This is a genomic window from Bradyrhizobium sp. USDA 3315 (assembly GCF_054056795.1).
Genome location: NZ_JBSRYP010000001.1, coordinates 5,931,160 through 5,952,882, shown reverse-complemented (window position 1 = coordinate 5,952,882; position 21,723 = coordinate 5,931,160). Strand labels below are relative to the sequence as shown.

19 protein-coding genes, 1 tRNA gene and 2 riboswitches are annotated in these 21,723 nt (G+C 65.1%); of the genes, 14 read left to right on the top strand and 6 right to left on the bottom strand.

Annotated elements, in window-relative coordinates; translation table 11 throughout:
* Positions 1-47 precede the first annotated feature (47 nt).
* Positions 48-1,181, bottom strand: a complete 1,134-nt coding sequence (locus tag ACVIYL_RS27700; protein WP_456780309.1) for a hypothetical protein — start codon at positions 1,179-1,181, stop codon at positions 48-50.
* A 234-nt stretch (positions 1,182-1,415) separates the two neighbouring features.
* Between ACVIYL_RS27700 and ACVIYL_RS27695 the strand changes: the two genes are divergently transcribed.
* Both ACVIYL_RS27695 and ACVIYL_RS27690 read left to right on the top strand, forming a co-directional pair.
* Complete coding sequence (locus tag ACVIYL_RS27695; RefSeq protein WP_018272338.1) at positions 1,416-1,661, top strand: zinc-finger domain-containing protein; 246 nt, start codon at positions 1,416-1,418, stop codon at positions 1,659-1,661.
* Between the two features lie 7 nt (positions 1,662-1,668).
* Positions 1,669-2,871 carry an FAD-dependent monooxygenase gene (locus tag ACVIYL_RS27690; protein ID WP_456780308.1) on the top strand — a complete coding sequence of 401 codons (1,203 nt, stop codon included), beginning with the start codon at positions 1,669-1,671 and terminating at the stop codon, positions 2,869-2,871.
* 39 nt (positions 2,872-2,910) lie between these two features.
* On the opposite strand, the gene ACVIYL_RS27685 is transcribed toward ACVIYL_RS27690, so the two are convergent.
* Positions 2,911-3,345: a twin-arginine translocation pathway signal gene (locus ACVIYL_RS27685; protein WP_456780307.1), complete on the bottom strand. Its 435-nt coding sequence runs from the start codon at positions 3,343-3,345 to the stop codon at positions 2,911-2,913.
* A 224-nt stretch (positions 3,346-3,569) separates the two neighbouring features.
* On the opposite strand from ACVIYL_RS27685, the gene ACVIYL_RS27680 reads away from it, so the two are divergent.
* A tRNA-Leu gene (locus ACVIYL_RS27680) sits at positions 3,570-3,656 on the top strand.
* A gap of 169 nt (positions 3,657-3,825) precedes the next feature.
* On the top strand, positions 3,826-4,146 hold the full coding sequence (locus tag ACVIYL_RS27675; RefSeq protein ID WP_456780306.1) for a hypothetical protein: 321 nt from the start codon (positions 3,826-3,828) through the stop codon (positions 4,144-4,146).
* 278 nt (positions 4,147-4,424) lie between these two features.
* Here ACVIYL_RS27675 and ACVIYL_RS27670 read toward each other — a convergent pair whose 3' ends face one another.
* Complete coding sequence (locus ACVIYL_RS27670) at positions 4,425-6,044, bottom strand: ABC transporter substrate-binding protein (protein ID WP_456780305.1); 1,620 nt, start codon at positions 6,042-6,044, stop codon at positions 4,425-4,427.
* A 265-nt stretch (positions 6,045-6,309) separates the two neighbouring features.
* Between ACVIYL_RS27670 and ACVIYL_RS27665 the strand changes: the two genes are divergently transcribed.
* From ACVIYL_RS27665 to ACVIYL_RS27620, 10 genes are all read left to right on the top strand, one after another.
* Positions 6,310-7,440 carry a M20/M25/M40 family metallo-hydrolase gene (locus ACVIYL_RS27665; protein ID WP_456780304.1) on the top strand — a complete coding sequence of 377 codons (1,131 nt, stop codon included), beginning with the start codon at positions 6,310-6,312 and terminating at the stop codon, positions 7,438-7,440.
* A 92-nt stretch (positions 7,441-7,532) separates the two neighbouring features.
* A riboswitch (glycine riboswitch) is annotated at positions 7,533-7,639 on the top strand.
* A gap of 3 nt (positions 7,640-7,642) precedes the next feature.
* Positions 7,643-7,757: riboswitch (glycine riboswitch) on the top strand.
* A 66-nt stretch (positions 7,758-7,823) separates the two neighbouring features.
* Positions 7,824-9,182, top strand: coding sequence for a D-amino acid dehydrogenase (locus tag ACVIYL_RS27660; protein WP_456780303.1), 1,359 nt, complete (start codon positions 7,824-7,826; stop codon positions 9,180-9,182).
* A 160-nt stretch (positions 9,183-9,342) separates the two neighbouring features.
* A complete protein-coding gene (locus ACVIYL_RS27655) occupies positions 9,343-10,284 on the top strand; it encodes an ABC transporter permease (RefSeq protein ID WP_028336105.1) in 942 nt (313 codons plus the stop codon).
* Between the two features lie 3 nt (positions 10,285-10,287).
* Entirely contained in the window at positions 10,288-11,175 is an 888-nt protein-coding gene (locus tag ACVIYL_RS27650; protein ID WP_057019082.1) for an ABC transporter permease, read from the top strand.
* A gap of 141 nt (positions 11,176-11,316) precedes the next feature.
* Complete coding sequence (locus ACVIYL_RS27645; protein WP_253608010.1) at positions 11,317-12,966, top strand: ABC transporter ATP-binding protein; 1,650 nt, start codon at positions 11,317-11,319, stop codon at positions 12,964-12,966.
* 222 nt (positions 12,967-13,188) lie between these two features.
* A complete protein-coding gene (locus tag ACVIYL_RS27640) occupies positions 13,189-14,709 on the top strand; it encodes a M81 family metallopeptidase (protein ID WP_253608009.1) in 1,521 nt (506 codons plus the stop codon).
* Between the two features lie 6 nt (positions 14,710-14,715).
* Entirely contained in the window at positions 14,716-15,888 is a 1,173-nt protein-coding gene (locus ACVIYL_RS27635) for a M20 aminoacylase family protein (protein ID WP_016846360.1), read from the top strand.
* On the top strand, positions 15,881-17,299 hold the full coding sequence (locus tag ACVIYL_RS27630; protein WP_456780302.1) for an amidase: 1,419 nt from the start codon (positions 15,881-15,883) through the stop codon (positions 17,297-17,299). The genes ACVIYL_RS27635 and ACVIYL_RS27630 overlap by 8 nt, the downstream gene beginning before the upstream one ends.
* A 122-nt stretch (positions 17,300-17,421) precedes the next feature.
* The gene (locus ACVIYL_RS27625; RefSeq protein ID WP_057019086.1) at positions 17,422-18,312 is read left to right on the top strand and encodes a crotonase/enoyl-CoA hydratase family protein; all 891 of its coding nucleotides are present in this window, start codon (positions 17,422-17,424) and stop codon (positions 18,310-18,312) included.
* Positions 18,309-18,995 carry an esterase/lipase family protein gene (locus ACVIYL_RS27620; protein WP_456780301.1) on the top strand — a complete coding sequence of 229 codons (687 nt, stop codon included), beginning with the start codon at positions 18,309-18,311 and terminating at the stop codon, positions 18,993-18,995. The genes ACVIYL_RS27625 and ACVIYL_RS27620 overlap by 4 nt, the downstream gene beginning before the upstream one ends.
* On the opposite strand, the gene ACVIYL_RS27615 is transcribed toward ACVIYL_RS27620, so the two are convergent.
* The 3 genes from ACVIYL_RS27615 to ACVIYL_RS27605 form a co-directional block, all read right to left on the bottom strand.
* Complete coding sequence (locus ACVIYL_RS27615; RefSeq protein ID WP_253608005.1) at positions 18,992-19,918, bottom strand: ketopantoate reductase family protein; 927 nt, start codon at positions 19,916-19,918, stop codon at positions 18,992-18,994. The genes ACVIYL_RS27620 and ACVIYL_RS27615 overlap by 4 nt on opposite strands.
* Before the next feature lie 175 nt (positions 19,919-20,093).
* Positions 20,094-21,071: an NADPH:quinone oxidoreductase family protein gene (locus tag ACVIYL_RS27610; protein WP_456780300.1), complete on the bottom strand. Its 978-nt coding sequence runs from the start codon at positions 21,069-21,071 to the stop codon at positions 20,094-20,096.
* Entirely contained in the window at positions 21,071-21,682 is a 612-nt protein-coding gene (locus ACVIYL_RS27605) for a 2-hydroxychromene-2-carboxylate isomerase (protein ID WP_168856778.1), read from the bottom strand. Before ACVIYL_RS27605 ends, ACVIYL_RS27610 begins: the two co-directional genes overlap by 1 nt.
* Positions 21,683-21,723: the final 41 nt, after the last annotated feature.

Below are 21,723 nucleotides of genomic sequence, written 5' to 3'. Positions count from 1 at the left end.
GTTTGTTCTTGGGATTTGCGATTGGCGATCGACAGGCGACCGCAAGCCTAACCCTGGGCGGGCATACTCGCCAAGGTAGCCTGAGCGGCCATCTGCCGCTTCAGGCGCAGCACCTTGCTTCGTCTGAGCCACCAGGCGGTGGCCCGTTCGGTGGTGGCCTTGATCGACGACAGGAAGCCGAACAGCGCCAGCAGCGCGCCGAACAGCCACATGGTGAGATTGAATGCGCCGGCCGCCAGCAGCAGCGCGCCGCGGCCGAGCAGCTTCAGGATCGCGCGGGTCTGGCCGCCCTTGACCTCGGCGATCCGCGCCGCCCGCGCGATCTCCCTCGGATTCTCGGCGACCTTCAGCGTATCCCGCGCAGCGCGAACCCCGGCCGCCTCGCCGATGCGCCCGACGTCCTTGGCGACGCGCACCAGCGCGCCGGCCTTCTCGGCGCGGAAGGCCGCGCGGATCGCGGTTGCGGTTTCCATCGGCCGCAGCACCGAGCCGGATACGACCGCCTCGCGCAGCGCCGGCTGATTGACGACCTCGCGGGTCGAGCGTCCGGCCCATTCGATCATCCCCTCGCTCAGCCGTCCGGCCTTGCGCGTATCCTTGACCAGCGTCAGCCCGGCGCGCAGCGGCCCGGCGCCGCCGACCGACACATAGGTGGCCGCGGTCACCGCGAGCCCGGCGGCCGCGAGGCCGAGCACCAGCTGGTCGGTGTCCTCGCCCATCACGAGGTGCTTGCCCTCGCGCACGACATCCCTGACATCGCCGAATACGAACAGGTCGCCGGCGACCGTGCCGGACAGGCTTGCGACATCGTCGGCATTGCCGGTCACCAAGCCCGTGGCGAAGCCCTTGGCGAAATGCATGCTGGATGATTGCTCGGCGCGCGCGTCATCGACGCGCTTGGTGAGGTCATCACTGAGCGCGATGTTCTTCTCGCCGGCGAGTTCGACAAAGCTGGCCGCAAGGTCGGCATCGCCGGAGGCCAGCGCCGCCTCGATATTGTCCGAGATCAACGCCGGGTTGTTGCGCAGCACGGAATTGAGCCTGATGTCGGCGAGCGCAGCGGGATCGTCCCGCGCCGCCAGCACGGTGCCGGCGTCACGGGCGTGCGGCCAAATAGCCGCGCCCACGGCAGCACTTGCTGCCACGCCGACCACCGCCAAGCTGACGCGCACCCGATTCATCCCGATAAAACCTCTAGTTTTATTCGCCTTGGAGATAGTGTGCCGTTTTTGCGACACAACGGCTCCGACCAAAGGAGGGCTTCTCTGGGACGACAAGATTGTGTCGAATTTGCATGAGCAAATGAGCCATCGGGGCTCTAGGAATCAACTGTTCCCGCCAGTATGGTGCGCGGCATTTCGCGATGCCGCATGCTGTTGATTGCGTCTGCCCATCGTTGCCATCAAGGTGAGAATATGTCCGACCACGTCGTCCCGCACTTCCATAACGATGCCGGTGTCTCGGTGATCGAAATCGGATCGCAGGAGTTCATGTGCGTCGGCGCCAACCCGCCGTTCGACCATCCGCACGTGTTCCTCGACCTCGGCAATGACAACGAGATTATCTGCCCGTACTGCTCGACGCTTTATCGCTTCGCATCCGACCTCGCGGCCGGCGAAGCGCGGCCGCCGGAATGCGTGCTGAAAGACAAGGTCGCCTGACCGCTCCGTGGCGCTGACGCGAACCGTCATCGTTGCAGGCGCCGGGATCGGAGGACTGACGGCGTCGCTGACACTGGCGGCACAGGGCTTTCGCGTCGTCGTGCTGGAGAAGGCCGAACGGCTCGAGGAAGCCGGCGCCGGCATCCAGCTCTCTCCCAATGCCAGCCGCATCCTGGTCGAGCTCGGGCTCAAGGAACCGCTTGCGCGGCGCGCGGTCACGCCTGAATCCGTCAACATCCTGAGCGCGCGGGCCGGTGGCGAGATCGCACGGATGCCGCTTGGCCAGGCCGCCGAGTTCCGCGCCGGCGCACCCTATTGGGTAATCCACCGCGCCGACTTGCAGGCCGCGCTGCAGGCCGCCGCGAGCGACCATCCCGATATCGATCTGCGGCTCGGCTGCCAGTTCGAGGATGTGACCAAGCATGCGCGAGGCCTCACCGTCGTCCAACGCCGCGGCAATTCACGGCAGGAGGAATTGGCCGTCGCGCTGATCGGCGCCGACGGCATCTGGTCGTCGGTGCGCGGGCATTTGTTTCCGGATGTGCAGCCGCAATTCTCCGGCCTGATCGCCTGGCGCGGCACGCTGGACGCCACCGCCCTGCCGCGTGAATACACCGCACCGCGCGTGCAGCTCTGGATGGGACCGGACGCGCATCTCGTCGCCTATCCCATCTCGGCCGGACGCCAGATCAACGTGGTCGCGATCGTATCGGGCACCTGGAACCGGCCGGGCTGGAGCGAGCCCGGCGACATCGACGAGATCAAGGCTGCATTCGCCACCGCGCGCTGGCCCACTACAGCGCGGATGCTGATCGGCGCGGTCGACGGCTGGCGCAAATGGGCGCTGTTCACCCTGCCCGACATCGGCCGCTGGAGCGAAGGCGCGGTGACGCTGCTCGGCGATGCCGCGCATGCGATGCTGCCGTTTGCCGCCCAAGGCGCCGGCATGGCGATCGAGGATGCGGCCGTGCTCGCCAAGGCCTTGAGCGACAGCACCGGGGAAAACACCGCGGGCATTCCCGCCGCGTTGAAGCGCTACGCACGGGTGCGGCGCGGGCGCGTGCTGAAAGTGCAGCGCCTGGCGCGACAGCAGGGCCGCATCTATCATTTGCGTGGGCCCGCGGCGATCGCGCGCGATCTGGCGATCCGCGCCATCGGTCCGGAGCGCATGCTGGCGCGGCAGGACTGGATTTACGACTGGCGCGCCTGAGCTCGGCCAATCACGACCGACCCGTCTGGAAACGCCGGCTTAGTGGACGAGGCCCCGTGGCGCGCGCGGGCCCTTCGCCGCCGGCGTGGGGGTAGCGGGGGCAGCGGCCGCAGGCGTGTCCGGCGGGCTTTCATGGCACTTGCCCTTGCGCCAGGCCTCATCCGCCAGCTTCTGCTGGGAGTGGATCGAGATCAGCTCGTTGCGATAGACCATCTCGGAGACGACAGTACCGCCGACGCCGGTCTCCGCCTTGGCCATCAATTTTTCCTGATCCGCCGCGCGGGTCTTGAGATTGCTGCGCTCGTTCTCGAGCTGCTTGCAATCATAAAGCTCGTACTTGGCGGGATCGGCGAATGCCGACGGCACGGTGTCGCCGATCTGCGCGCAGCCGGAAACGCCCGCGGCCGAGGCGAACAGCGCGATGACGGCCGCCGCGCGCGACAGCTTCAGGCGGCGTGGGAAACGAACGGACATTCAGCTTTCTTAACCGGACAGTGTTGAGATTGCCTAAAGCAGCCACCGGTGTCCGGATTGAGGCTCAATCGCGGCGGCGCGCTGCTTATCCCAATGCCCGGCCGCCGAGGCAAATGGAATTGCGGGCCGCCGCTTAAGCCTTTGAAAGCTCACCTGTTAGCACCGGATAATGACAATTCCACTCGGCGCCCAAACGCGCTAGAAATCGGCGCGCCTGGCGCAACGCGGACGTGGCGGAACTGGTAGACGCAAGGGACTTAAAATCCCTCGATGGCAACGTCGTGTGGGTTCGAGTCCCACCGCCCGCACCAACCTTCGCATGCCACGCGCACCCGAGCGGGCCAGCGTCGTGTTTTCCGGCTGTGGCGCAGTTCACACGCCGCGGTCGCTGTCTGTCGTAGTCTTGCCCGCATTGGAAATTCCGGCCGCGCATTTTCGCGGCTGTTGCATTTCGAAATCAATTTTTGTCGGAGATCGGCGATGGAGATTGCGAAGCGCAATCGGATTGCAAACTGCAATCGGATTACCAGCGAAACGGCGCGCGATCATGGTGCCTTTACTCTCGAACACTGCGACGATGCGGCTCATTGCAGCAACGGGCTCGATGCCCAGAATTTCCGCGACGCTGCGCCCGACGACCGCGCGATCTACCGGCGATGGATCCGCGGCGCGATCATGGTGTACGGACTGCTCGCGTTTGCCGCTGGAGCGGTGGTCTGGATGAGCGGAACCGGCATCGGACAGACACAGCTCACGAGCTTGTCGAGCCCGAGCAGCATGAGACCAGACCACGGCGATTAGCGGTCGCCGGTTCGGAACCCGCACCCTGCGTATTCGTTGTCATGCCGCAATTGGAGCATGACGATGCCGAACGACGATCCATCCGCGCAGCGCGCAACCGACCAACCCGATCAGCGCAAGGAGCGCCCCTCCCCGCCGCAGCACGCACCACAAGGCGGACCACCGCTCAGCGACGGACTGGAGCAGCTCCGCGACAGCCACACCTGACACGCGACAGCGCGAAAAAGAAAAATGGCCGGGACAAGTCCCGGCCATTTGTTTTGCGTCAAGCCGCAAGCTTACTCGGACTTGTCGATATTCCAGAAGATCGGCGTTGCCGGGCCGTCGAGCACACCGGTCAGCGACTTCCGCCATGCGCTCGGAATGGTGTACTGGCCGAGCGGAACGTAGATCACCTGATCGTAGGCCTCGGTCTGGATTTCCGCGGCGATCTTCTTCTTTTCCTCAGCCGAGCCGGCGCGCGCGAACTTGTCACGCAGCTCCTCGATCTTCGGGTCTTCGGCCCAGCCGAACCAGCCGCCATTCTTGCCGCGACCGGTGATCGACGCGTTGACGATCGGATCGGAGACGTCGGCCGCGACCCAGTTGGTGAAGAACATGTTCCAGCCGCCTTCCTTCGGCGGCTTCTGGCTGGCGCGGCGGGTCACCACGGTCTGCCAGTCGGTGGCCTGCAGGTCGACCTTGAAGCCGGCCTCGCGCAACTGCTGCGCAGCCACGACCGGCTGCGCCTTCAGCGTCGTGACGTCGCCCGGCGCCATAATCACCACGGGGGTGCCGTCATAGCCGGATGCGGCAAGCGCCTTCTTGGCTTCCGCCAGGCCGTTGCCCTTCACCAGCGTTTCGGCCCCGACGTCGGTCTCGAGCGGCGTGCCGCAGACGAAGAAGGCGCCGCAGACCCTCTGGTACTTGGCGTTGCCGACCAGCGCGTCGAGCACGTCCTTCTGGTTCATCGCCAGGAACGCAGCCCGGCGCACCTTCGGATTGTCGAACGGCGGATAGAGAAAGTTCATGCGTCCGAGGGTCTGGAAGCCGAACTTGTTGAGGACGTCGATCTTGAGATCCGGATTGGCTTCGAGCACCGGCAGCATGTCGAACGGAAGGTTCTCCATGAAATCGATGTCGCCGGATTGCAACGCGTTCACCGCGGTCTGCGCATCGGCCATCGTGACCCACTCGACGCGGTCGACCTTGACGACCTTGCCGCCCGCGGTCCAGCTCGCCGGCTCCTTGCGCGGCACGTAGTCCTTGTTCTTCTCATAGACCGCCTTCACGCCCGGCTGGAATTCCGCCTGCACGAATTTGAACGGTCCGGAGCCGATCTGTTCCGGGATCGGCTTGTCCGGCGGCGTCTCGGCCAGACGCTTCGGCATCATGAACGGCACGCGCGATGACGGCTTGCCGATCGATTCCAGCACGAGGCCGTAGGGTTCCTTCAGCTTCAGCGTGATGGTCTTGGCGTCGGTCGCCTCCAGGCTCGCGACGAAGTCCATCAGCTTCTGGCCCATGCCGTCGACCTTGCCCCAACGCTGCAGCGAGGCGACGCAGTCTTCCGCGGTGACCGGCGCGCCGTCGTGCCACTTCAGACCGTCGCGCAGCGTGAACGTGTAGGTCAGCTTGTCGTCGGAAACCTTCCAGTCCGCCATCTGCGGCTGGATCTTGAAATTGGAATCCGTCGCCAGCAGCGTATCATAGATCATGTAGCCATGATCGCGGGTGATGTAGGCCGTGGTCATGATCGGATCGATGACGCGCAGATCCGAGTGCATCACCGCGGTGATGGTCTTGCCCGCGGCCATCGCCTGCGGCGCGAATGACAATTCCTGCGGCGCGAACGACAGCGCGAGCGCCGTCAACGCGGCCGCTAGCGTGCGGTGTTTCCAACGCGAGATAGGGAACATGCAATCTCTCCTGACGTGTAACTGGTCAAAGCCGGCTTATTCGTTATGCATGTGGTTCGTTATTTAGGCGAACTAACATGCTGTATGGCTTGTGAAATCGAGACTTGCACCAAGCGCCAAGCGCGTCAATCGGTTTCAGGTCGCATCGGACGTACACAAACGAATGAGGCCGCGCGCCAGATTTTGGCTTTACAAAATCGTCGGCTGAGATTTTCGTAACGCGCGCGCGATGCCGGCGCCGTCAGAACAACAAGAGAGAACAACGATGAACCCCGCCAATCTCCCCTTTGATTCCGAAACGATGCTGCAGGGCCTGCGCAGCTGGGTGGAATGCGAAAGCCCGACCTGGGACGCCGCCGCGGTCGAACGCATGCTCGATCTCGCCGCCCGCGAGATGGCGATCATGGGTGCGACGATCGAGCGCATCGCCGGACGCCAGGGCTTCGCGGGCTGCGTCCGCGCCCGTTTTCCCCATCCGAAACAAGGCCAGCCCGGCATCCTGATCGCCGGCCATCTGGACACCGTTCACCCCGTCGGCACCATCGAGAACCTGAAGTGGCGGCGCGAAGGCAACAAGTGCTTCGGGCCGGGCATCTTCGACATGAAGGGCGGCAACTACCTGTCGATCGAGGCGATCAGGCAATTGGCGCGCGCCTCTTTCACGACTCCGCTGCCGATCACCGTGCTGTTCACCCCCGACGAAGAGGTCGGCACGCCGTCGACGCGCGACATCATCGAGGCGGAAGCCGCGCGCAACAAATATGTGCTGGTGCCGGAGCCCGGCCGTCCAAACAACGGCGTCGTCACCGGCCGCTATGCGATCGCGCGCTTCAACCTGGAAGCCACCGGCAAGCCCAGCCATGCCGGCGCAACGCTGTCTTCCGGCCGCTCCGCGATCCGCGAGATGGCGCGGCAGATCATCGCCATCGACGGCATGACCACCGAGGACTGCACCTTCTCGGTCGGCATCGTGCATGGCGGCCAGTGGGTCAATTGCGTCGCAACGACCTGCACCGGCGAAGCGCTCAGCATGGCCAAGCGCCAGGCCGATCTCGACCGTGGCGTCGAGCGCATGCTGGCACTGTCGGGCACCGCCAACGACGTGACCTTCAAGGTGACGCGCGGCGTCACCCGCCCGGTGTGGGAGCCCGATGCGGGCACCATGGCGCTCTATGAAAAGGCAAAAGGCCTTGCTGCAGCGATGGGTCTCGATCTGCCGCACGGCAGCGCCGGCGGCGGCTCGGACGGCAACTTCACCGGCGCGATGGGCATCCCCACGCTCGACGGCCTCGGCGTTCGCGGCGCCGATGCACATACGCTCAACGAGCACATCGAGGTCGACAGCCTCGCCGAACGCGGCCGCCTGATGGCGGCACTGCTGGCGACGCTGGACTGACATCGATTTGCACTGCACAACACGTTGGCACTGCCGGATCGAAATTTAGCCTTGTCCATTTTTAAGGCTTCGCCTACGGTCCGGCCGTCCAACGCGACGATGCGGGAGAGATCGAAGCGACAACGTTCGTGTTGTTGCCTTCGGCGCCGACGGAGCAACCGCCCCGGAAACTCTCAGGCAAAAGGACTGTATCGTCAGGACGATCTGGAGAGAGACGAACATGGCCGCACATCAAGGGCCATGACGTCCACCGAAGGGGATAGTTCGCTTCTGGCCCCGGCCCGATGCGGATCAAGCTCTCAGGTACCGTGACAGATGGGGCGCCGAATGCCGGTTTGACCGGTGGTTCGGCGACTCTAACCCACGGGAGCCTGACAACCATCATGCCACATATCGCGATTATCGGCGCCGGCATCACCGGCGTAACGACGGCCTATGCCCTGCTTGAACGCGGCTACAAGGTGACTGTCCTTGACAGGCATCGCTACGCCGCGATGGAAACCTCGTTCGCCAATGGCGGACAACTCTCCGCCAGCAATGCCGAGGTATGGAACAGCGCCGCGACCATTCTGAAGGGGCTGCGCTGGATGTTGAGAAGCGACGCGCCGCTGCTGATGAACCCGAAGCCGAGCTGGCACAAATATTCCTGGATCGGCGAGTTCGTAGGCCACATCACGCGCTATCGCGGCAACACCATCGAGACCACGAAGCTCGCCATCGAAGCGCGCAAGCATCTGTTCTCGATCGCAGAGCGCGAAAACATCGCCTTCGATCTCGAACGCCGCGGCATCCTGCACGTCTATCACGACAGGGCCGGCTTCGAAGCCGGCCTCAAGGTCAACACGCTGCTGCAGCAAGGCGGGCTCGACCGCCGGCCGGTGACCCCGGACGAGATCCGCGTCATCGAACCCGCGCTGCAGACAACCTGCTATGGCGGCTTCTTCACGCCGTCCGACGCGACCGGCGATATTCACAAATTCACGCGTGGGCTTGCCGACGCCTGCATCCGCCGTGGCGCGAGCTTCGTCCATGAAGCCGACGTCGACACGATCGCACACGGCGATGACGGCTTCCGCATCGGCTGGAACGAAGCTGCTTCACATGATGCTGCGGTCGCGACGCGACAGCAGCTACAGGCGGACGGGATCGTGATTTGCGCCGGCGTGGCGAGCCGCCACTTCGCCAGCCTGCTCAACGACCGCGTCAATGTCTATCCGGTGAAGGGCTATTCGATCACGGTGCAGCTCGATGCGCCGCAAAGCCGGAATGCGGCCCCAACCGTCAGCCTGCTCGATGAAGCTGCGAAGATCGTCACCAGCCGGCTCGGCGCCGACCGCTTCCGCGTCGCCGGCACCGCCGAGTTCAACGGCTTCAACCGCGACATTCGCGCCGATCGCATTCAACCGCTGGTGGACTGGGTGCGGCATCATTTCCCGGAGATCGATACGTCGAAAGTCGTGCCATGGGCGGGCCTGCGCCCGATGATGCCGAACATGATGCCGGTGGTTCGCGCCGGACGGATTCCGGGCGTGTTCTACAATACGGGCCACGGTCATCTCGGCTGGACGCTGTCGGCGGCGACGGCGCAGATGGTGGCCCAGGCGATCGACGATTGGCGCGACCTCGACACGCCGCCGATGGCGCCGTCGTTCGGCGCCGGGCTCGATGTGCCCGCCGACGCGCGCAAAGCTGAAATCAATCCACCTTCCAGTGGACTGCTTCGAACTTCACCGGAGGAATAATCGCGGCCAACAGGACTGATTAGCTGCACCGCAAAATCCGCAGCACCGATGGCATGGGACTTGCTCAAGTTCTACCGTGAGTCTGCTACCATCTGTGCTACGGTCTGGTGTGCAACGGTCCCGCTGCGGACTTCATCGACCACAACCCAACGGATCAAATTTGCTCGGATATCTGCTTCGCCGCATCCTCGCCGCCATTCCCGTGATGGGCGTGGTGGCTCTGTTCGTGTTCCTGTTGCTGCGGCTGACGCCGGGCGACCCGGCCGCCATCCTCGCCGGCGACAACGCGACGCCCGAACAGCTCGAACGCATTCGGACCTCGCTTGGTCTGAACGAGCCGATCTACATCCAGTTCTACACCTGGATCGCCAAGTTGCTGCACGGCGACCTCGGCGTCTCCCTGATCTCGAACAAGCCGATCCTCGAAATGATCGTCCCGCGCCTCGAGCCCTCGATCTCGGTCGCGCTGGCCACCATCATCCTCTCGATCCTGGTGGCGGTGCCGCTCGGCGTGATCGCGGCGTGGAAGCACGGCACCTGGATCGACCGCTTCGTGATGGGGCTCTCGGTGCTCGGCTTCTCGGTGCCGGTGTTCGTCATCGGCTACGTGCTGATCCAGATCTTTGCGATTGATCTGCGCTGGGTTCCGGTACAGGGCTTCAAGAGCATCTCGGCCGGCTTCGGTCCGTTCTTCCAGCGCCTCATCCTGCCGACCTGCACACTCTCCTTCATCTATGTCGCGCTGATCGCACGCATGACGCGGGCCTCGATGCTCGATGTGCTCGGCGAGGATTACGTGCGCACGGCGCGGGCCAAGGGCATCGGCGAGACCGGCGTGCTGCTGCGCCATGCGCTGCGCAACGCCGCCGTGCCGGTCATCACGGTGATCGGTTCCGGCTTCGCGCTGCTGATCTCCGGCGTCGTCGTCACCGAGAGCGTGTTCAATCTGCCCGGCATCGGCCGCCTCACCGTCGATGCGGTGCTGGCGCGCGACTATCCGGTGATCCAGGCGATGATCCTGTTGACGTCGGGTATCTACGTCGCGGTCAATCTGTTGATCGACCTCGCCTACACCCTGCTCGATCCTCGTATCCGGTACTGAGCAATGGCGATCGAAACCCTTCCCGAATCCTCGCTTCCCGTCACCCGGCCGTTCCGCGTCAAGTTCGGCTTCCTGACGTCGACGCCGATCATCGCGGTTGCGACGATCAGCCTCGCCCTCATCATCCTGATGGCGATCTTCGCGCCGCTGCTTGCGCCGCACGATCCTCTGCTGCTGACGCCGTCGCAGCGGCTGAAGCCGTCGAGCGCGCAATATCTGCTCGGCACCGACGCTTATGGCCGCGACCTGTTGTCGCGCATCATCTACGGCGCACGGATCTCGCTGGTGATCGGGCTCGGCGCCGCCGTCTGCTCGATCGCCATCGGCCTTCTGATCGGCCTCGTCGCCGGCTTCTTCCGCTGGGTCGATGCGGTGCTGATGCGCGTGATGGACGGCTTGATGGCGATCCCCGCCATCCTGCTCGCGATCGCCGTGGTGTCGCTGTCGGGCGCCAGCATCTGGACCGTGATGGTCGCGATCACCATCCCCGAGATCCCGCGCGTGGCGCGGCTGGTGCGCTCGGTGGTGCTGACCGCACGCGAGGAACCTTATGTCGAGGCCGCGATCTCGCTCGGCACCAGCCTGCCGAAGATCATGTGGCGGCATTTGATGCCGAACACGATCGCGCCGCTGATCGTGCAAGGCACCTATGTCTGCGCGTCCGCGATCCTGACCGAGGCGATCCTGTCGTTCCTCGGCGCCGGCATCTCGCCGGAAACGCCGACCTGGGGCAACATCATGGCCGAGGGCCGCGCCTATTTCCAGGTCAAGCCGTCGCTGATCTTCTGGCCGGGGCTGCTGCTCTCGATCGCCATTCTCAGCGTCAACCTGATCGGCGACGCCGCCCGCGACGCGCTCGATCCCCGCATGAAGCAGCGTGAGGGCAAGTGACGGCTTCAGCTCTTCTGAAGCCGTCATTCCGGGGCGATGCGAAGCATCGAACCCGGAATCTCGAGATTCCGGGTCTGGTGCTGGCGCACCATCCCGGAATGACAGTGGGTAAATTCCTTCGCAGCGCCAAGAGACCCTGACATGACCAACGTCGTCCTCGACATCAGCAATCTCGTCGTCGGCCTCGGCCGCAAGGCGGATGCGCATCGCATCATCGACGACCTCTCGCTGCAGGTACGTGAAAGCGAGACGCTGTGCCTGGTCGGCGAAAGCGGCTCGGGCAAGTCGGTGACATCGCTCACCGTGATGGGCCTGCAGCAGAAGGGCACGCTGGTGCCGTCTGGCGGCAGCGTCAAGCTGGTCGGCGAAGAACTGCTCACCGCCAGCGACCGGCGGCTGCGGCAACTCCGCGCCACGCGGATGGCGATGATCTTCCAGGAGCCGATGACCGCGCTCAATCCCGTCGTGCCGGTCGGCCGCCAGATCGACGAGGTGCTGCGCGCCCACACAGATCTCGATGCCCGCGCACGGCGCCAGAAAATCCTGGCGATGATGGAGCATGTGCGGCTGCCGGACGTGGAGCGCATCTTCTCCTCCTACCCGCACCGCCTCTCGGGCGGTCAGCGCCAGCGCATCATGATCGCGATGGCGCTGGTGCTGGAGCCGAAGCTCCTGATCGCGGACGAGCCGACCACCGCGCTCGACGTCACCACCCAGAAGCAGATCCTCACCTTGATCCGCGACCTGCAACGCGATCACGGCACCGCGGTTCTGTTCATCACCCACGACATGGGCGTGGTGGCCGAGATCGCCGACCGCGTCGCGGTGATGCGGCACGGCCGCCTGGTCGAAACCGGCCCGCTGCAGGACGTGCTGCGCAATCCGAAGATGGAGTACACCCGCAACCTCTTGTCCTCGGTGCCGAGCCTGGTGCCGCGCGCGCCGCGCCCGGAGACGACCGAGCCCGTGGTGCTGGAAGCCAACGAGCTCAGCAAGGTCTACCGGGAGCGGTCGCTGTACGGCAAAGCCCGCGAGGTCGCCGCCGCCAGCAACGTCACGCTCACTCTGCGCAAGGGCCGCACCCTCGGCATCGTCGGCGAAAGCGGTTCCGGCAAGTCGACGGTCGCGCGATGCATCGTCCGCCTGATCGATCCGACCTCCGGCGGGGTGCGCCTCGCCGGCCGCGAGATCTCCGACCTGTCGCGCCGGCTGTTGCAGCCGCATCGCCAGAAGATCCAGATCATCTTCCAGGATCCCTACCGCTCGCTCAATCCGCGCGTCACCGTCGGCGAGAGCATCGCGGAAGGCCCGGTCAATTACGGCATGCCGCGCAAGGATGCGCTGGCGCGCGCGCGCGAGCTGCTCGAGCTCGTCCATTTGCCGCCCGACGCGATCTCGCGATATCCGCACCAGTTCTCCGGCGGCCAACGCCAGCGCATCGCGATCGCGCGCGCGCTGGCGCTCGATCCCGACGTGCTCGTCGCGGATGAGGCGGTGTCCGCGCTCGACGTCTCGGTGCAGGCGCAGGTTCTGGATCTGCTTGACGAAATCCAGCGCCGGCTGGGCATCGCGCTGCTGTTCATCACGCATGATTTGCGCGTCGCCGCACAAATCTGCGACGACGTCGCCGTGATGCAACATGGCCGCGTTGTGGAGCAGGGACCGGCCGCCGAGGTGCTGACCAATCCGCAGCAGGCCTATACCCGCGCGCTGCTCGATGCGGCGCCCGGACGCGGCTGGGATTTTGCGAATTTCCGCCCGGTTTCGGAAGGCATTGTGGCGACGGCCTAGGTCTTTAGCCTCAAGCCTTTCCGCCCACAGGGCATGCAAATCCGCTGGTGCTCCCCGGCTTGCGCTGGGCGCGACGACACGCTTAACGTCGCGCGCTAGAGCGTGGCCCTGAAGGTGGACGCCGGTCTTCCCCGGAGATCACGCTCCAACCAACGAGATGAGATCATGACGCGCGTCGTTATGATCGCATCATGATCGAAGAAACGTATCGAGACCGACTTGATGACCCGCATTGCCGTTGGCGGCTTCCTGCACGAGACCAATACCTTCGCACCGACGAAGGCAACCTATGACGATTTCGTGCATGGCGGTGGCTGGCCGTCGATGACGCATGGCGCCGACGTGCTCAAGGTCATGCGCAAGATCAATGTCGGCCTCGCCGGCTTTGTCGAGGCGGCGGAAGCCAATGGCTGGGAGCTGGTGCCGACGATCTTCGCCGCGGCGAGCCCGTCGGCGCATGTCAGCAAGGATGCGTTCGAGCGGATCGTGACGGAAATGGTCGACGGCATCGCCGCGGCCGGACCGATCGATGCCGTCTATCTCGACCTGCACGGCGCCATGGTCACCGAGCATTATGACGACGGTGAAGGCGAAACGCTGGCCCGCGTGCGCAAGGCGATCGGCAACGACCTGCCGCTGGTGGCGAGCCTCGATCTGCATGCGAACGTCTCGCCAAAGATGATCGAGCATGCCGATGCGCTGATTGCCTACCGCACCTATCCGCATGTCGACATGGCCGAAACCGGCCGCGCCTGCGCCCGGCATCTGGCGCTGATGCTCAAGTCCAGGCAGCGCTTCGCAAAGGCATTCCGGCAACTGCCGTTCCTGATCCCGATCAGCTGGCAATGCACCAACGACCAGCCGACCAAGGGCATCTATCAGAAGCTCGCCGCACTCGAGAGCGACGCGGTGCCGACGCTGTCGTTTGCGCCGGGCTTCCCGGCCGCCGATTTCAGGGATTGCGGGCCGAGCGTATTCGCTTACGGCCGGACCCAGGCCGATGCGGATGCCGCCGCCGACAAGGTCGTCGCCCTGGTCGAGAGCCATGAGGACGATTTCGACGGCCGGATCTATTCGCCCGACGAAGGCGTGCGGCTGGCGATGGAACTGGCGAAATCGGCCAGCAAGCCGATCATCATCGCCGACACCCAGGACAATCCCGGCGCCGGCGGCGATTCCGACACCACCGGCATGCTGCGCGCGCTGGTGCGCAACAAGGCGAGTGCCGCAACCGGCGTGATCTACGACCCGCAATCCGCGAAGGCCGCGCACAGCGCCGGTGTCGGGGCATCAGTCACGCTCGAGCTCGGCGGCAAGTCCGGCATTCCCGGCGACGCGCCATACCGGGAGACTTTTGTCGTCGAACAGCTCTCGGATGGAAAATTCGTGGCTCCCGGTCCCTATTTCGGCGGCCGCGACATGGACATGGGCCCCTCGGCCTGCCTGCGGGTCGGCGACGTCCGCGTCGTGGTCGGCTCCTACAAGGCCCAGCTTGCCGACCAGGCGATGTACCGCTATGTCGGCATCGAGCCGACGGCACAGAAGATTTTGGTCAACAAGAGCTCGGTGCACTTCCGCGCCGATTTCGAGCCGATCGCCGAGAAGCTCTTGATCTGCGCCGCTCCCGGCGCGATGCCCGCCGATACCGCCACGCTGCCGTGGAGACATTTGCGTCCCGGCATTCGTATCAAGCCGAACGGCCCTACTTTCACACCCACCTCCCCATCACGCACAAACGGATAGAGAGCCATGCCGACCATTGAGCGCATCGACAGTTTTGCCGACGAACTCACCGCCATCAGACGGGATCTGCATGCACATCCCGAGATCGGCTTCGAGGAGGTCCGCACCTCGGGCATCGTCGCCGACAAGCTGACGAGCTGGGGCATCGAGGTGCATCGCGGCCTCGGCGGCACCGGCGTGGTCGGTGTGCTCAAGGGCAAGGGCAACGGCACCAAGAAGATCGGCCTGCGCGCCGACATGGACGCGCTGCCGATGGAAGAGAACACCAATCTGAAGTGGCGTTCGACCATTCCCGGCCGCTTCCACGGCTGCGGCCATGACGGCCACACCACGATGCTGCTCGGCTCGGCGCGCTATCTCGCCGAGACCCGCAATTTCGACGGCACCGTGCATTTCATCTTCCAGCCGGCCGAGGAAGGCCTCGGCGGCGCCCGCGCCATGATCAAGGACGGCCTGTTCAAGCAGTTCCCCTGCGACGAGGTCTATGGCCTGCACAACGCGCCGGACCTCAACCATGGCGAGATCGCGATCCTGCCGGGCCCGGCAATGGCCGCAGCCGACTTCTTCGACATCAGGATCCAGGGCTATGGCGCCCATGGCGCGATGCCGGAGCGTTCCAAGGACGCGGTCGTGATCGCAATGACGCTCGGACAGGCGTTGCAGTCGATCGTCAGCCGCAACGTCGATCCGCTGCAGGCTGCGGTGCTGTCGATCACGCAGATCCATTCCGGGTCGGCGTACAACGTCATTCCCGGCGAAGCCTGGATGTGCGGCACGGTGCGCTGCTTCTCCGACGAGATTCGTGAGCTGATCCGCAAGCGCATGCGCGAAATCTCCGCCGGCTTTGCGGCGGCATATGGCGCCGAAATCTCGGTCGAGATCCGCGACGGCTTCAGCGTGCTGGTGAATCAGGAAGAGCAGTCCCGCGTCGTCGAGGAAGTCGCGCGCACCGTCGTCGACCCCGCCAAGGTCATCACGCGCTCGACGCCGAAGATGGGCAGCGAGGATTTCGCCGACATGATGCAGGCCATTCCCGGCGCGTATTTCTGGGTCGGCCATGACGGCTCCGTGCCCGTTCACAATCCCGGTTACGTTCTCGACGACAAGATCCTGCCGATCGGCGCCAGCATGTTCGCCCGCATCATCGAGAAACGCATGCCGGCAGGTGCGCATGCATAAGCCCAAAGGGGACGCCATCACGTCGCTGCACGATCTCTCCGCCGTCGACCTGCTCGCCGGCTATCGTGCCAAGCAGTTCTCGCCGTCCGAGGTGCTGGAGGAAATCATCTCCCAGGTCGCGACCTGGGAGCCGCACATCAAGGCGCTGTATCTGTACGACCCGGAAGGGGCGCGGAAGGTCGCCAGGACCTCGACCGAGCGCTGGCAGCAGGCCGAGCCGGCCGGCACGCTCGATGGCGTTCCCGCCACCATCAAGGACAATGTCGCGACCAAGGGGCAGCCGGTGCCGCTGGGCGCGGCGAGCGTCAAGCTGGCGCCCGTGGAGAAGGATGCACCGCCCGCGGCGCGGTTGCGCGAGGCCGGCTGCGTGATCTTCTCCAAGACCACGATGCCGGACTACGGCATGCTGTCGTCGGGCCTGTCGTCGTTCCATCCGCTGACCCGCAATCCCTGGGATGTCAGCAAGAACCCCGGCGGCTCGAGCGCCGGCGCTGGCGCGGCAGGTGCCGCCGGCTATGGTCCCTTGCATCTCGGCACCGATATCGGCGGCTCGGTGCGGCTGCCGGCCAACTGGTGCGGCCTCGTCGCATTGAAGCCGAGCCTCGGCCGCGTGCCGATCGACCCGCCCTATGTCGGCCGCGTCGCCGGTCCGATGACCCGCACCGTCGATGACGCCGCGCTGATGATGAGCGTGCTGTCGCGTCCCGACCGCCGCGACGGCATGAGCCTGCCGGCGCTCGAGGTGAACTGGAAGGCGCTGGAGAAGTCGCCGCGCAAGCTGCGCATCGGGCTGATGCTCGACGCCGGCTCCGGCCAGAAGGTCGAGAAGGAGGTTCGCGAGGTCGTCGTGAAGGCTGCGAAGGCGTTCGAATCCGCCGGCGCCGTCATCACCGAGATCGACGGCATCCTGACGCCCGAGATGCTCGAAGGGCTCGACAATTTCTGGCGCGCCCGGACCTGGGATGAGCTGTCAAAACTGTCGCAGGCCGACCGCGGCAAGACCCTGCCCTACATCCTCAACTGGGCAGAGGCCGGTGCAAAGCTCTCCGGCGTCGATGTGGTGCGCGGCTTCAACATGACGATGGCGATCCGCGCGGCCGCCGCGAAATTGTTCTGCGAGGTCGACTACGTGATCTCGCCGGTGTCGCCGGTGGTGAACTTCCCGGCGGAGTTCGCAGCGCCGCTCAACGACCCCGCAAAGCCGTTCGAGCACATCTGCTTTACCGTGCCGTGGAATATGTCGGAGAACCCCGCGCTGTCGATCAACGGCGGCTACGACAAGAAGGGCTTTCCGATCGGCGTCCAGATCATCGGCCGCCGCTTCGACGACATCGGCGTGCTCGGCATGGGCAAGGCGTTCGAAAGCCTGCGCGGCCCGCAGAAGCCGTGGCCGACGCCGCCGAAGAAGTAGCGCCTCGGCCTTCCAAATTGTCATGCGCGGGCTCGACCCGCGCATCCATCTTCTTCATAAAGAAGAGATGGATTGCCGGGTCGAGCCCGGCAATGACAAATAAAAGGAAGGAAATCATCCCCATGGCGTATGAGACGATCAAGTACGAGGTCGCCGAGCAGATCCTGACCATCACGCTGAACCGGCCCGACAAGCTCAACGCCTTCAACGCCACGATGCAGCAGGAGCTGATCGACGCGTTCGACAAAGCCGACAAGGACGACGACGTCAGGGCCATCATCGTGACCGGTGCGGGCCGCGGCTTCTGCGCCGGCGCCGATCTCTCATCCGGCGCCAACACGTTCGACCGCGATGCGCGGCGCGGCCCGGTCAAGCGCAATGCTGACGGCAGCGTCGACTACAGCGATCCGCAGGTGCGCGACGGCGGCGGACAAGTGACGCTGCGCATCTTCAAGTGCCTGAAGCCTGTCATCGCTGCGGTGAACGGCCCGGCGGTCGGCATCGGCGTCACCATGCAGCTTGCGATGGATATCCGCATCGCCTCCGACGCCGCGCGCTTCGGCTTCGTGTTCTCCCAGCGCGGCATCGTGCCGGAAGCCGCATCGAGCTGGTTCCTGCCGCGCATCGTCGGCATCTCGCAGGCGCTGGAATGGTGCTATTCCGGCCGCGTCTTCCCGGCGCAGGAAGCGCTCGCCGGCCGGCTCGTCAGCAAGGTGGTGCCGCCGGCCGATCTGCTGCCGACCGCGCGTGCACTCGCCAAGGAGTTCGCGGCCAAGACCGCGCCGGTGTCGGTGGCGCTGATCCGCCAGATGATGTGGCGCATGATGGGCGCCGACGATCCGATGGAGGCGCACAAGGTGGACAGCCGCGGCATCTATGCCCGCGGCCGCTCCGACGACGTCAAGGAAGGCGTGGTGTCGTTCCTGGAAAAGCGCCCCGCGCAGTTCAAGAACAAGGTGTCGTCGGACATGCCCGACTATTTCCCGTGGTGGCAAGAGCGCGACTATAAGTGAACGAACGGCGTCAAGCGGCGTCCACACTTGACGGCGTCGTCCTGCTGCACGGCATCAGCAGGACGGCGCGCTCGTTTCGCAGGATGGAGCTGGCACTGAAGGCTGCCGGCTTTGCCACCCTCAATCTCGACTATGATAGCCGGCGCAAGCCACTCGACGTGTTGGCCGAGGACATCCGCCCCTCGCTCGATCGATTCGCAGAGAGCCTCGACGGCTCCGTGAACTTCGTCTGCCATTCCATGGGCGGGCTTCTGGTGCGCGTCTATCTGGCAAGGCATCGCCCGGCGCGGCTCGGCCGCGTCGTGATGCTGGGCACGCCGAACGGCGGCAGCGAGATCGCCGACCGCCTGAAGAACCTCGCGGCTTATCGCGCCTATTTCGGTCCGGCCGGGCAGCAGCTCGTCACCCGCCGCGATGCCGCGACCAGCGCGCTGCTGCCGCCGATCGATTATTCCGCCGGCATCATTGCCGGCAACCGTTCGGTCTATCCGATCACCTCCATGGCCCTGCCGCGGCCGCATGACGGCCGGGTGTCGGTCGCCAACACCAGGCTCGAGGGTATGGCCGATCACATCGTGATCCGCACCTCGCATCCCTGGCTGGTGCGCAACGCCGATGCGATCGCGCAGACCATCGCGTTCTTGCGAGAGGGGCAATTCAGCACAAATCGTCAGGTGGACTAGGCGTGGGCGTTACCCATCCTGTGCAGCTTGAGCATGGCATAGACCGCATTGTTGGCTGGCGTAGGAATGCCAAGCGGGCGGGCGAACTCCACCACCTTTCCGGCGAGCCAGTCGAGTTCGAGCCGGTTGCCGCGTTCGAGATCGTGCAGCATGGAAGCCTTGAAGGTGGGCGGCGAGGCTTCCGCGAATTTCATTCGGTCCTCGGCAAAATTCTCCGGAATGGGAACGCCCCTGGCACGGCCGACCGCCACCACCTCGCTCATCAGGCTGTAAAAGAACGCTCGCGTATCCGGGTCGGCCAGGATCGGCCCCAGCGGCTGGCGAGTCGTTGCGGTCGCGCCTGATAGTCCGACGAGGAATACAAATTTCTGCCAGCGCTCGCGGTCAATCCCGTCGGACACCGAGATGTCGATGCCGGCCGCTTGAGCGGCGTCGGCAAAGGCCTTGAGGCCGTCATCGGGCTTACCGTCGGTTCTGCCGCAGACCATGCGCGCGAACTGGCTCGTGTGGGTGACGACGCCAGGCGCGGACAGCACTGTAGCAATGTAGGCACTTCCGGCGACCACATTGTCGGCGCCGAGAATCGGGGCGATCCTCTCGGCGCTATCGACCCCGTTTTGCAGCGGGATCACCCGGGTGCGCGGTCCGACCAGGGGGAGAGACAACCTGGCTGCCGTCTCGCTGTCCCAAAGCTTGACCGCGAACAGCACGATATCGACCGGACCGACCGTGGCAGGATCATCGGTCACGTTGGGTTCGGGCAAATGAAGATTGCCGAGCACACTCTCGACCTTGAGACCGTTCTTTCTGATCGCCTCGAGGTTGGAGCCGCGTGCGATAAAGAACACGTCGTGCCCTGCCGCGGCCATACGTGCTCCGAAATAACCGCCGAGGGCACCGGCCGCCATCACAGCGATACGCATGTCATATCCTCCCCCCTGCAACGACACTCAGCCGGCAGAGGATATCACGCGACGGACCTGGGTTCGATTCCTTGAACGCCGGGCCCATCGCGTCATTTGGCTGCACTGCAGAATTTGGTCTGCTATCGGTGCATGGCGGACGCTGGCAAGCCGCCTGCCCGACGGATCTATGGCTTCACGGCCTCGTCAGCAGCGCCACACGCCCGATCGCCTTGCGCTCGATCAACAGCCGCATCGCCTTCGCATAGTCTTCCAGCGGCAGCCGGTGCGAGATATTCGGCCGCACCCGGCCGGCCTCGGCCCATTCGCTCAGCGCCTTGAACCTGACCTCGCCGAGCGCGGGATCCTTGCGCACCGCCTCGCCGGCGCGAACGCCGAGCACGCTCGCGCCCTTGATCATCAACAGATTGGTGCGGGCAAGACCGATGCCGCCGGTGAAGCCGACGACGAGAATCCGCGCGCCCCAGTTGATGCAGCGCATCGAGTTCTCGAACACCTCGCCGCCGACAGGATCGAACACGACATCGGCGCCGCGACCGTCGGTGAGGCGCTTGACCGCATCGCGGAACGGCTCGCGCGCATAGAGCACGAGATGGTCCGCGCCACGCGCCTTGGCGATCGCAAGCTTCTCCTCGCTCGAAGCCGCGGCGATCACGGTGGCGCCGAGCAGCTTGCCGATCTCGACCGCGGCAAGTCCGACGCCGCCGCCGGCGCCATGCACCAGCAGCACCTCGCCCGGCCTGATCTGCCCGCGATCGATCAGCGCATGATAGGCGGTGCCGTGCGCGGCCAGGAAGGTCGCGCCTTCCGCGTAGTCGAAAGTCGACGGCACCGGCACGAGCTGCGACGGCGTTGCAACCGTCTCGTCGCAATAGGCGCCGAAGCGCATCTTGACGATCACCTTGTCGCCGACGGCGACACCGGATGCTCCATTGACCTCGACGACATCGCCGGCGGCTTCCGACCCCGGCGTGAACGGCAGCGGCGGCTTGAGCTGGTACTCGCCCGCGGCCATCAGGATGTCGGGAAAGTTGATCCCGGCGGCCCGGATCGCAACCCGCACCTGGCCCGGCTGCAAGGGCACCGAGGCAAAGTTCTCGAGCTGCAGACGCTCGGGCGGGCCGAGCTCGCGGCAAACGACGGCTTTCGGCATCAGGCGGCCCGCGCCTTGAGGCGTGCCAGCGCCTCGCGGATCAGCGGCAAGCGGTCGTTGCCGAAATACATGTCGGTCTTGTCGAGATAGATCGTCGGCGAGCCGAAGCCGCCGCGCGCCATCACCTCCTCGGTGTTGGCCTTGAGTTGATCCTTGATCGCCTGGTCGCCGATGCCGGCAAGGAATTGCGCCGGATCGATCCCGAGTTTAGTGCAGATCTCGGTCAGCACCGCATCCTGCGAAATGTCCTTGTCGTCACCCCAATAGGCCTCGAACACCGCGCGGGCGAACGGCACCATCTTCTCGTTGCCGAGAAGGATGCAGCCGCGCATCGCCTTGACGCTGTTCACCGGGAACACGGTCGGCGGCATCTTGATCGCAAGGCCGGCCGAGCGCGCCCAGTCGGTGAGATCCTTCTTCATGTAGCGCGCCTTCAGCGGCACCGGCTTCTCGCGCTGCGCGTAGACCGACGGGTTGACGGTGTTGAAGATGCCGCCGACCAGGATCGGCCGCCAGGTGATCGGAGCGTCGAACTCCTTCGCGAGCGGCTGGATGTTGTGCCAGGCGAGATAGGTCCACGGGCTGGAGCAGTCGAAGAAGAATTCGATCATGGCGTTTCCCTTTGTCTTTTCCACATTCATTCTCGTCATTC

What these genes read in the sequence shown, in the direction of transcription:
- ACVIYL_RS27695 (WP_018272338.1), top strand. Translation starts at nt 1,416, where the DNA reads ATGTCCGACCACGTCGTCCCGCACTTCCATAACGATGCCGGTGTCTCG.
- ACVIYL_RS27610 (WP_456780300.1), bottom strand. Translation starts at nt 21,071, where the DNA reads ATGCCGAAAGCCGTCGTTTGCCGCGAGCTCGGCCCGCCCGAGCGTCTG.
- ACVIYL_RS27675 (WP_456780306.1), top strand. Translation starts at nt 3,826, where the DNA reads ATGGAGATTGCGAAGCGCAATCGGATTGCAAACTGCAATCGGATTACC.
- ACVIYL_RS27700 (WP_456780309.1), bottom strand. Translation starts at nt 1,181, where the DNA reads ATGAATCGGGTGCGCGTCAGCTTGGCGGTGGTCGGCGTGGCAGCAAGT.
- ACVIYL_RS27645 (WP_253608010.1), top strand. Translation starts at nt 11,317, where the DNA reads ATGACCAACGTCGTCCTCGACATCAGCAATCTCGTCGTCGGCCTCGGC.
- ACVIYL_RS27625 (WP_057019086.1), top strand. Translation starts at nt 17,422, where the DNA reads ATGGCGTATGAGACGATCAAGTACGAGGTCGCCGAGCAGATCCTGACC.
- ACVIYL_RS27615 (WP_253608005.1), bottom strand. Translation starts at nt 19,918, where the DNA reads ATGCGTATCGCTGTGATGGCGGCCGGTGCCCTCGGCGGTTATTTCGGA.
- ACVIYL_RS27630 (WP_456780302.1), top strand. Translation starts at nt 15,881, where the DNA reads ATGCATAAGCCCAAAGGGGACGCCATCACGTCGCTGCACGATCTCTCC.
- ACVIYL_RS27650 (WP_057019082.1), top strand. Translation starts at nt 10,288, where the DNA reads ATGGCGATCGAAACCCTTCCCGAATCCTCGCTTCCCGTCACCCGGCCG.
- ACVIYL_RS27640 (WP_253608009.1), top strand. Translation starts at nt 13,189, where the DNA reads ATGACCCGCATTGCCGTTGGCGGCTTCCTGCACGAGACCAATACCTTC.
- ACVIYL_RS27685 (WP_456780307.1), bottom strand. Translation starts at nt 3,345, where the DNA reads ATGTCCGTTCGTTTCCCACGCCGCCTGAAGCTGTCGCGCGCGGCGGCC.
- ACVIYL_RS27670 (WP_456780305.1), bottom strand. Translation starts at nt 6,044, where the DNA reads ATGTTCCCTATCTCGCGTTGGAAACACCGCACGCTAGCGGCCGCGTTG.
- ACVIYL_RS27665 (WP_456780304.1), top strand. Translation starts at nt 6,310, where the DNA reads ATGAACCCCGCCAATCTCCCCTTTGATTCCGAAACGATGCTGCAGGGC.
- ACVIYL_RS27605 (WP_168856778.1), bottom strand. Translation starts at nt 21,682, where the DNA reads ATGATCGAATTCTTCTTCGACTGCTCCAGCCCGTGGACCTATCTCGCC.
- ACVIYL_RS27635 (WP_016846360.1), top strand. Translation starts at nt 14,716, where the DNA reads ATGCCGACCATTGAGCGCATCGACAGTTTTGCCGACGAACTCACCGCC.
- ACVIYL_RS27660 (WP_456780303.1), top strand. Translation starts at nt 7,824, where the DNA reads ATGCCACATATCGCGATTATCGGCGCCGGCATCACCGGCGTAACGACG.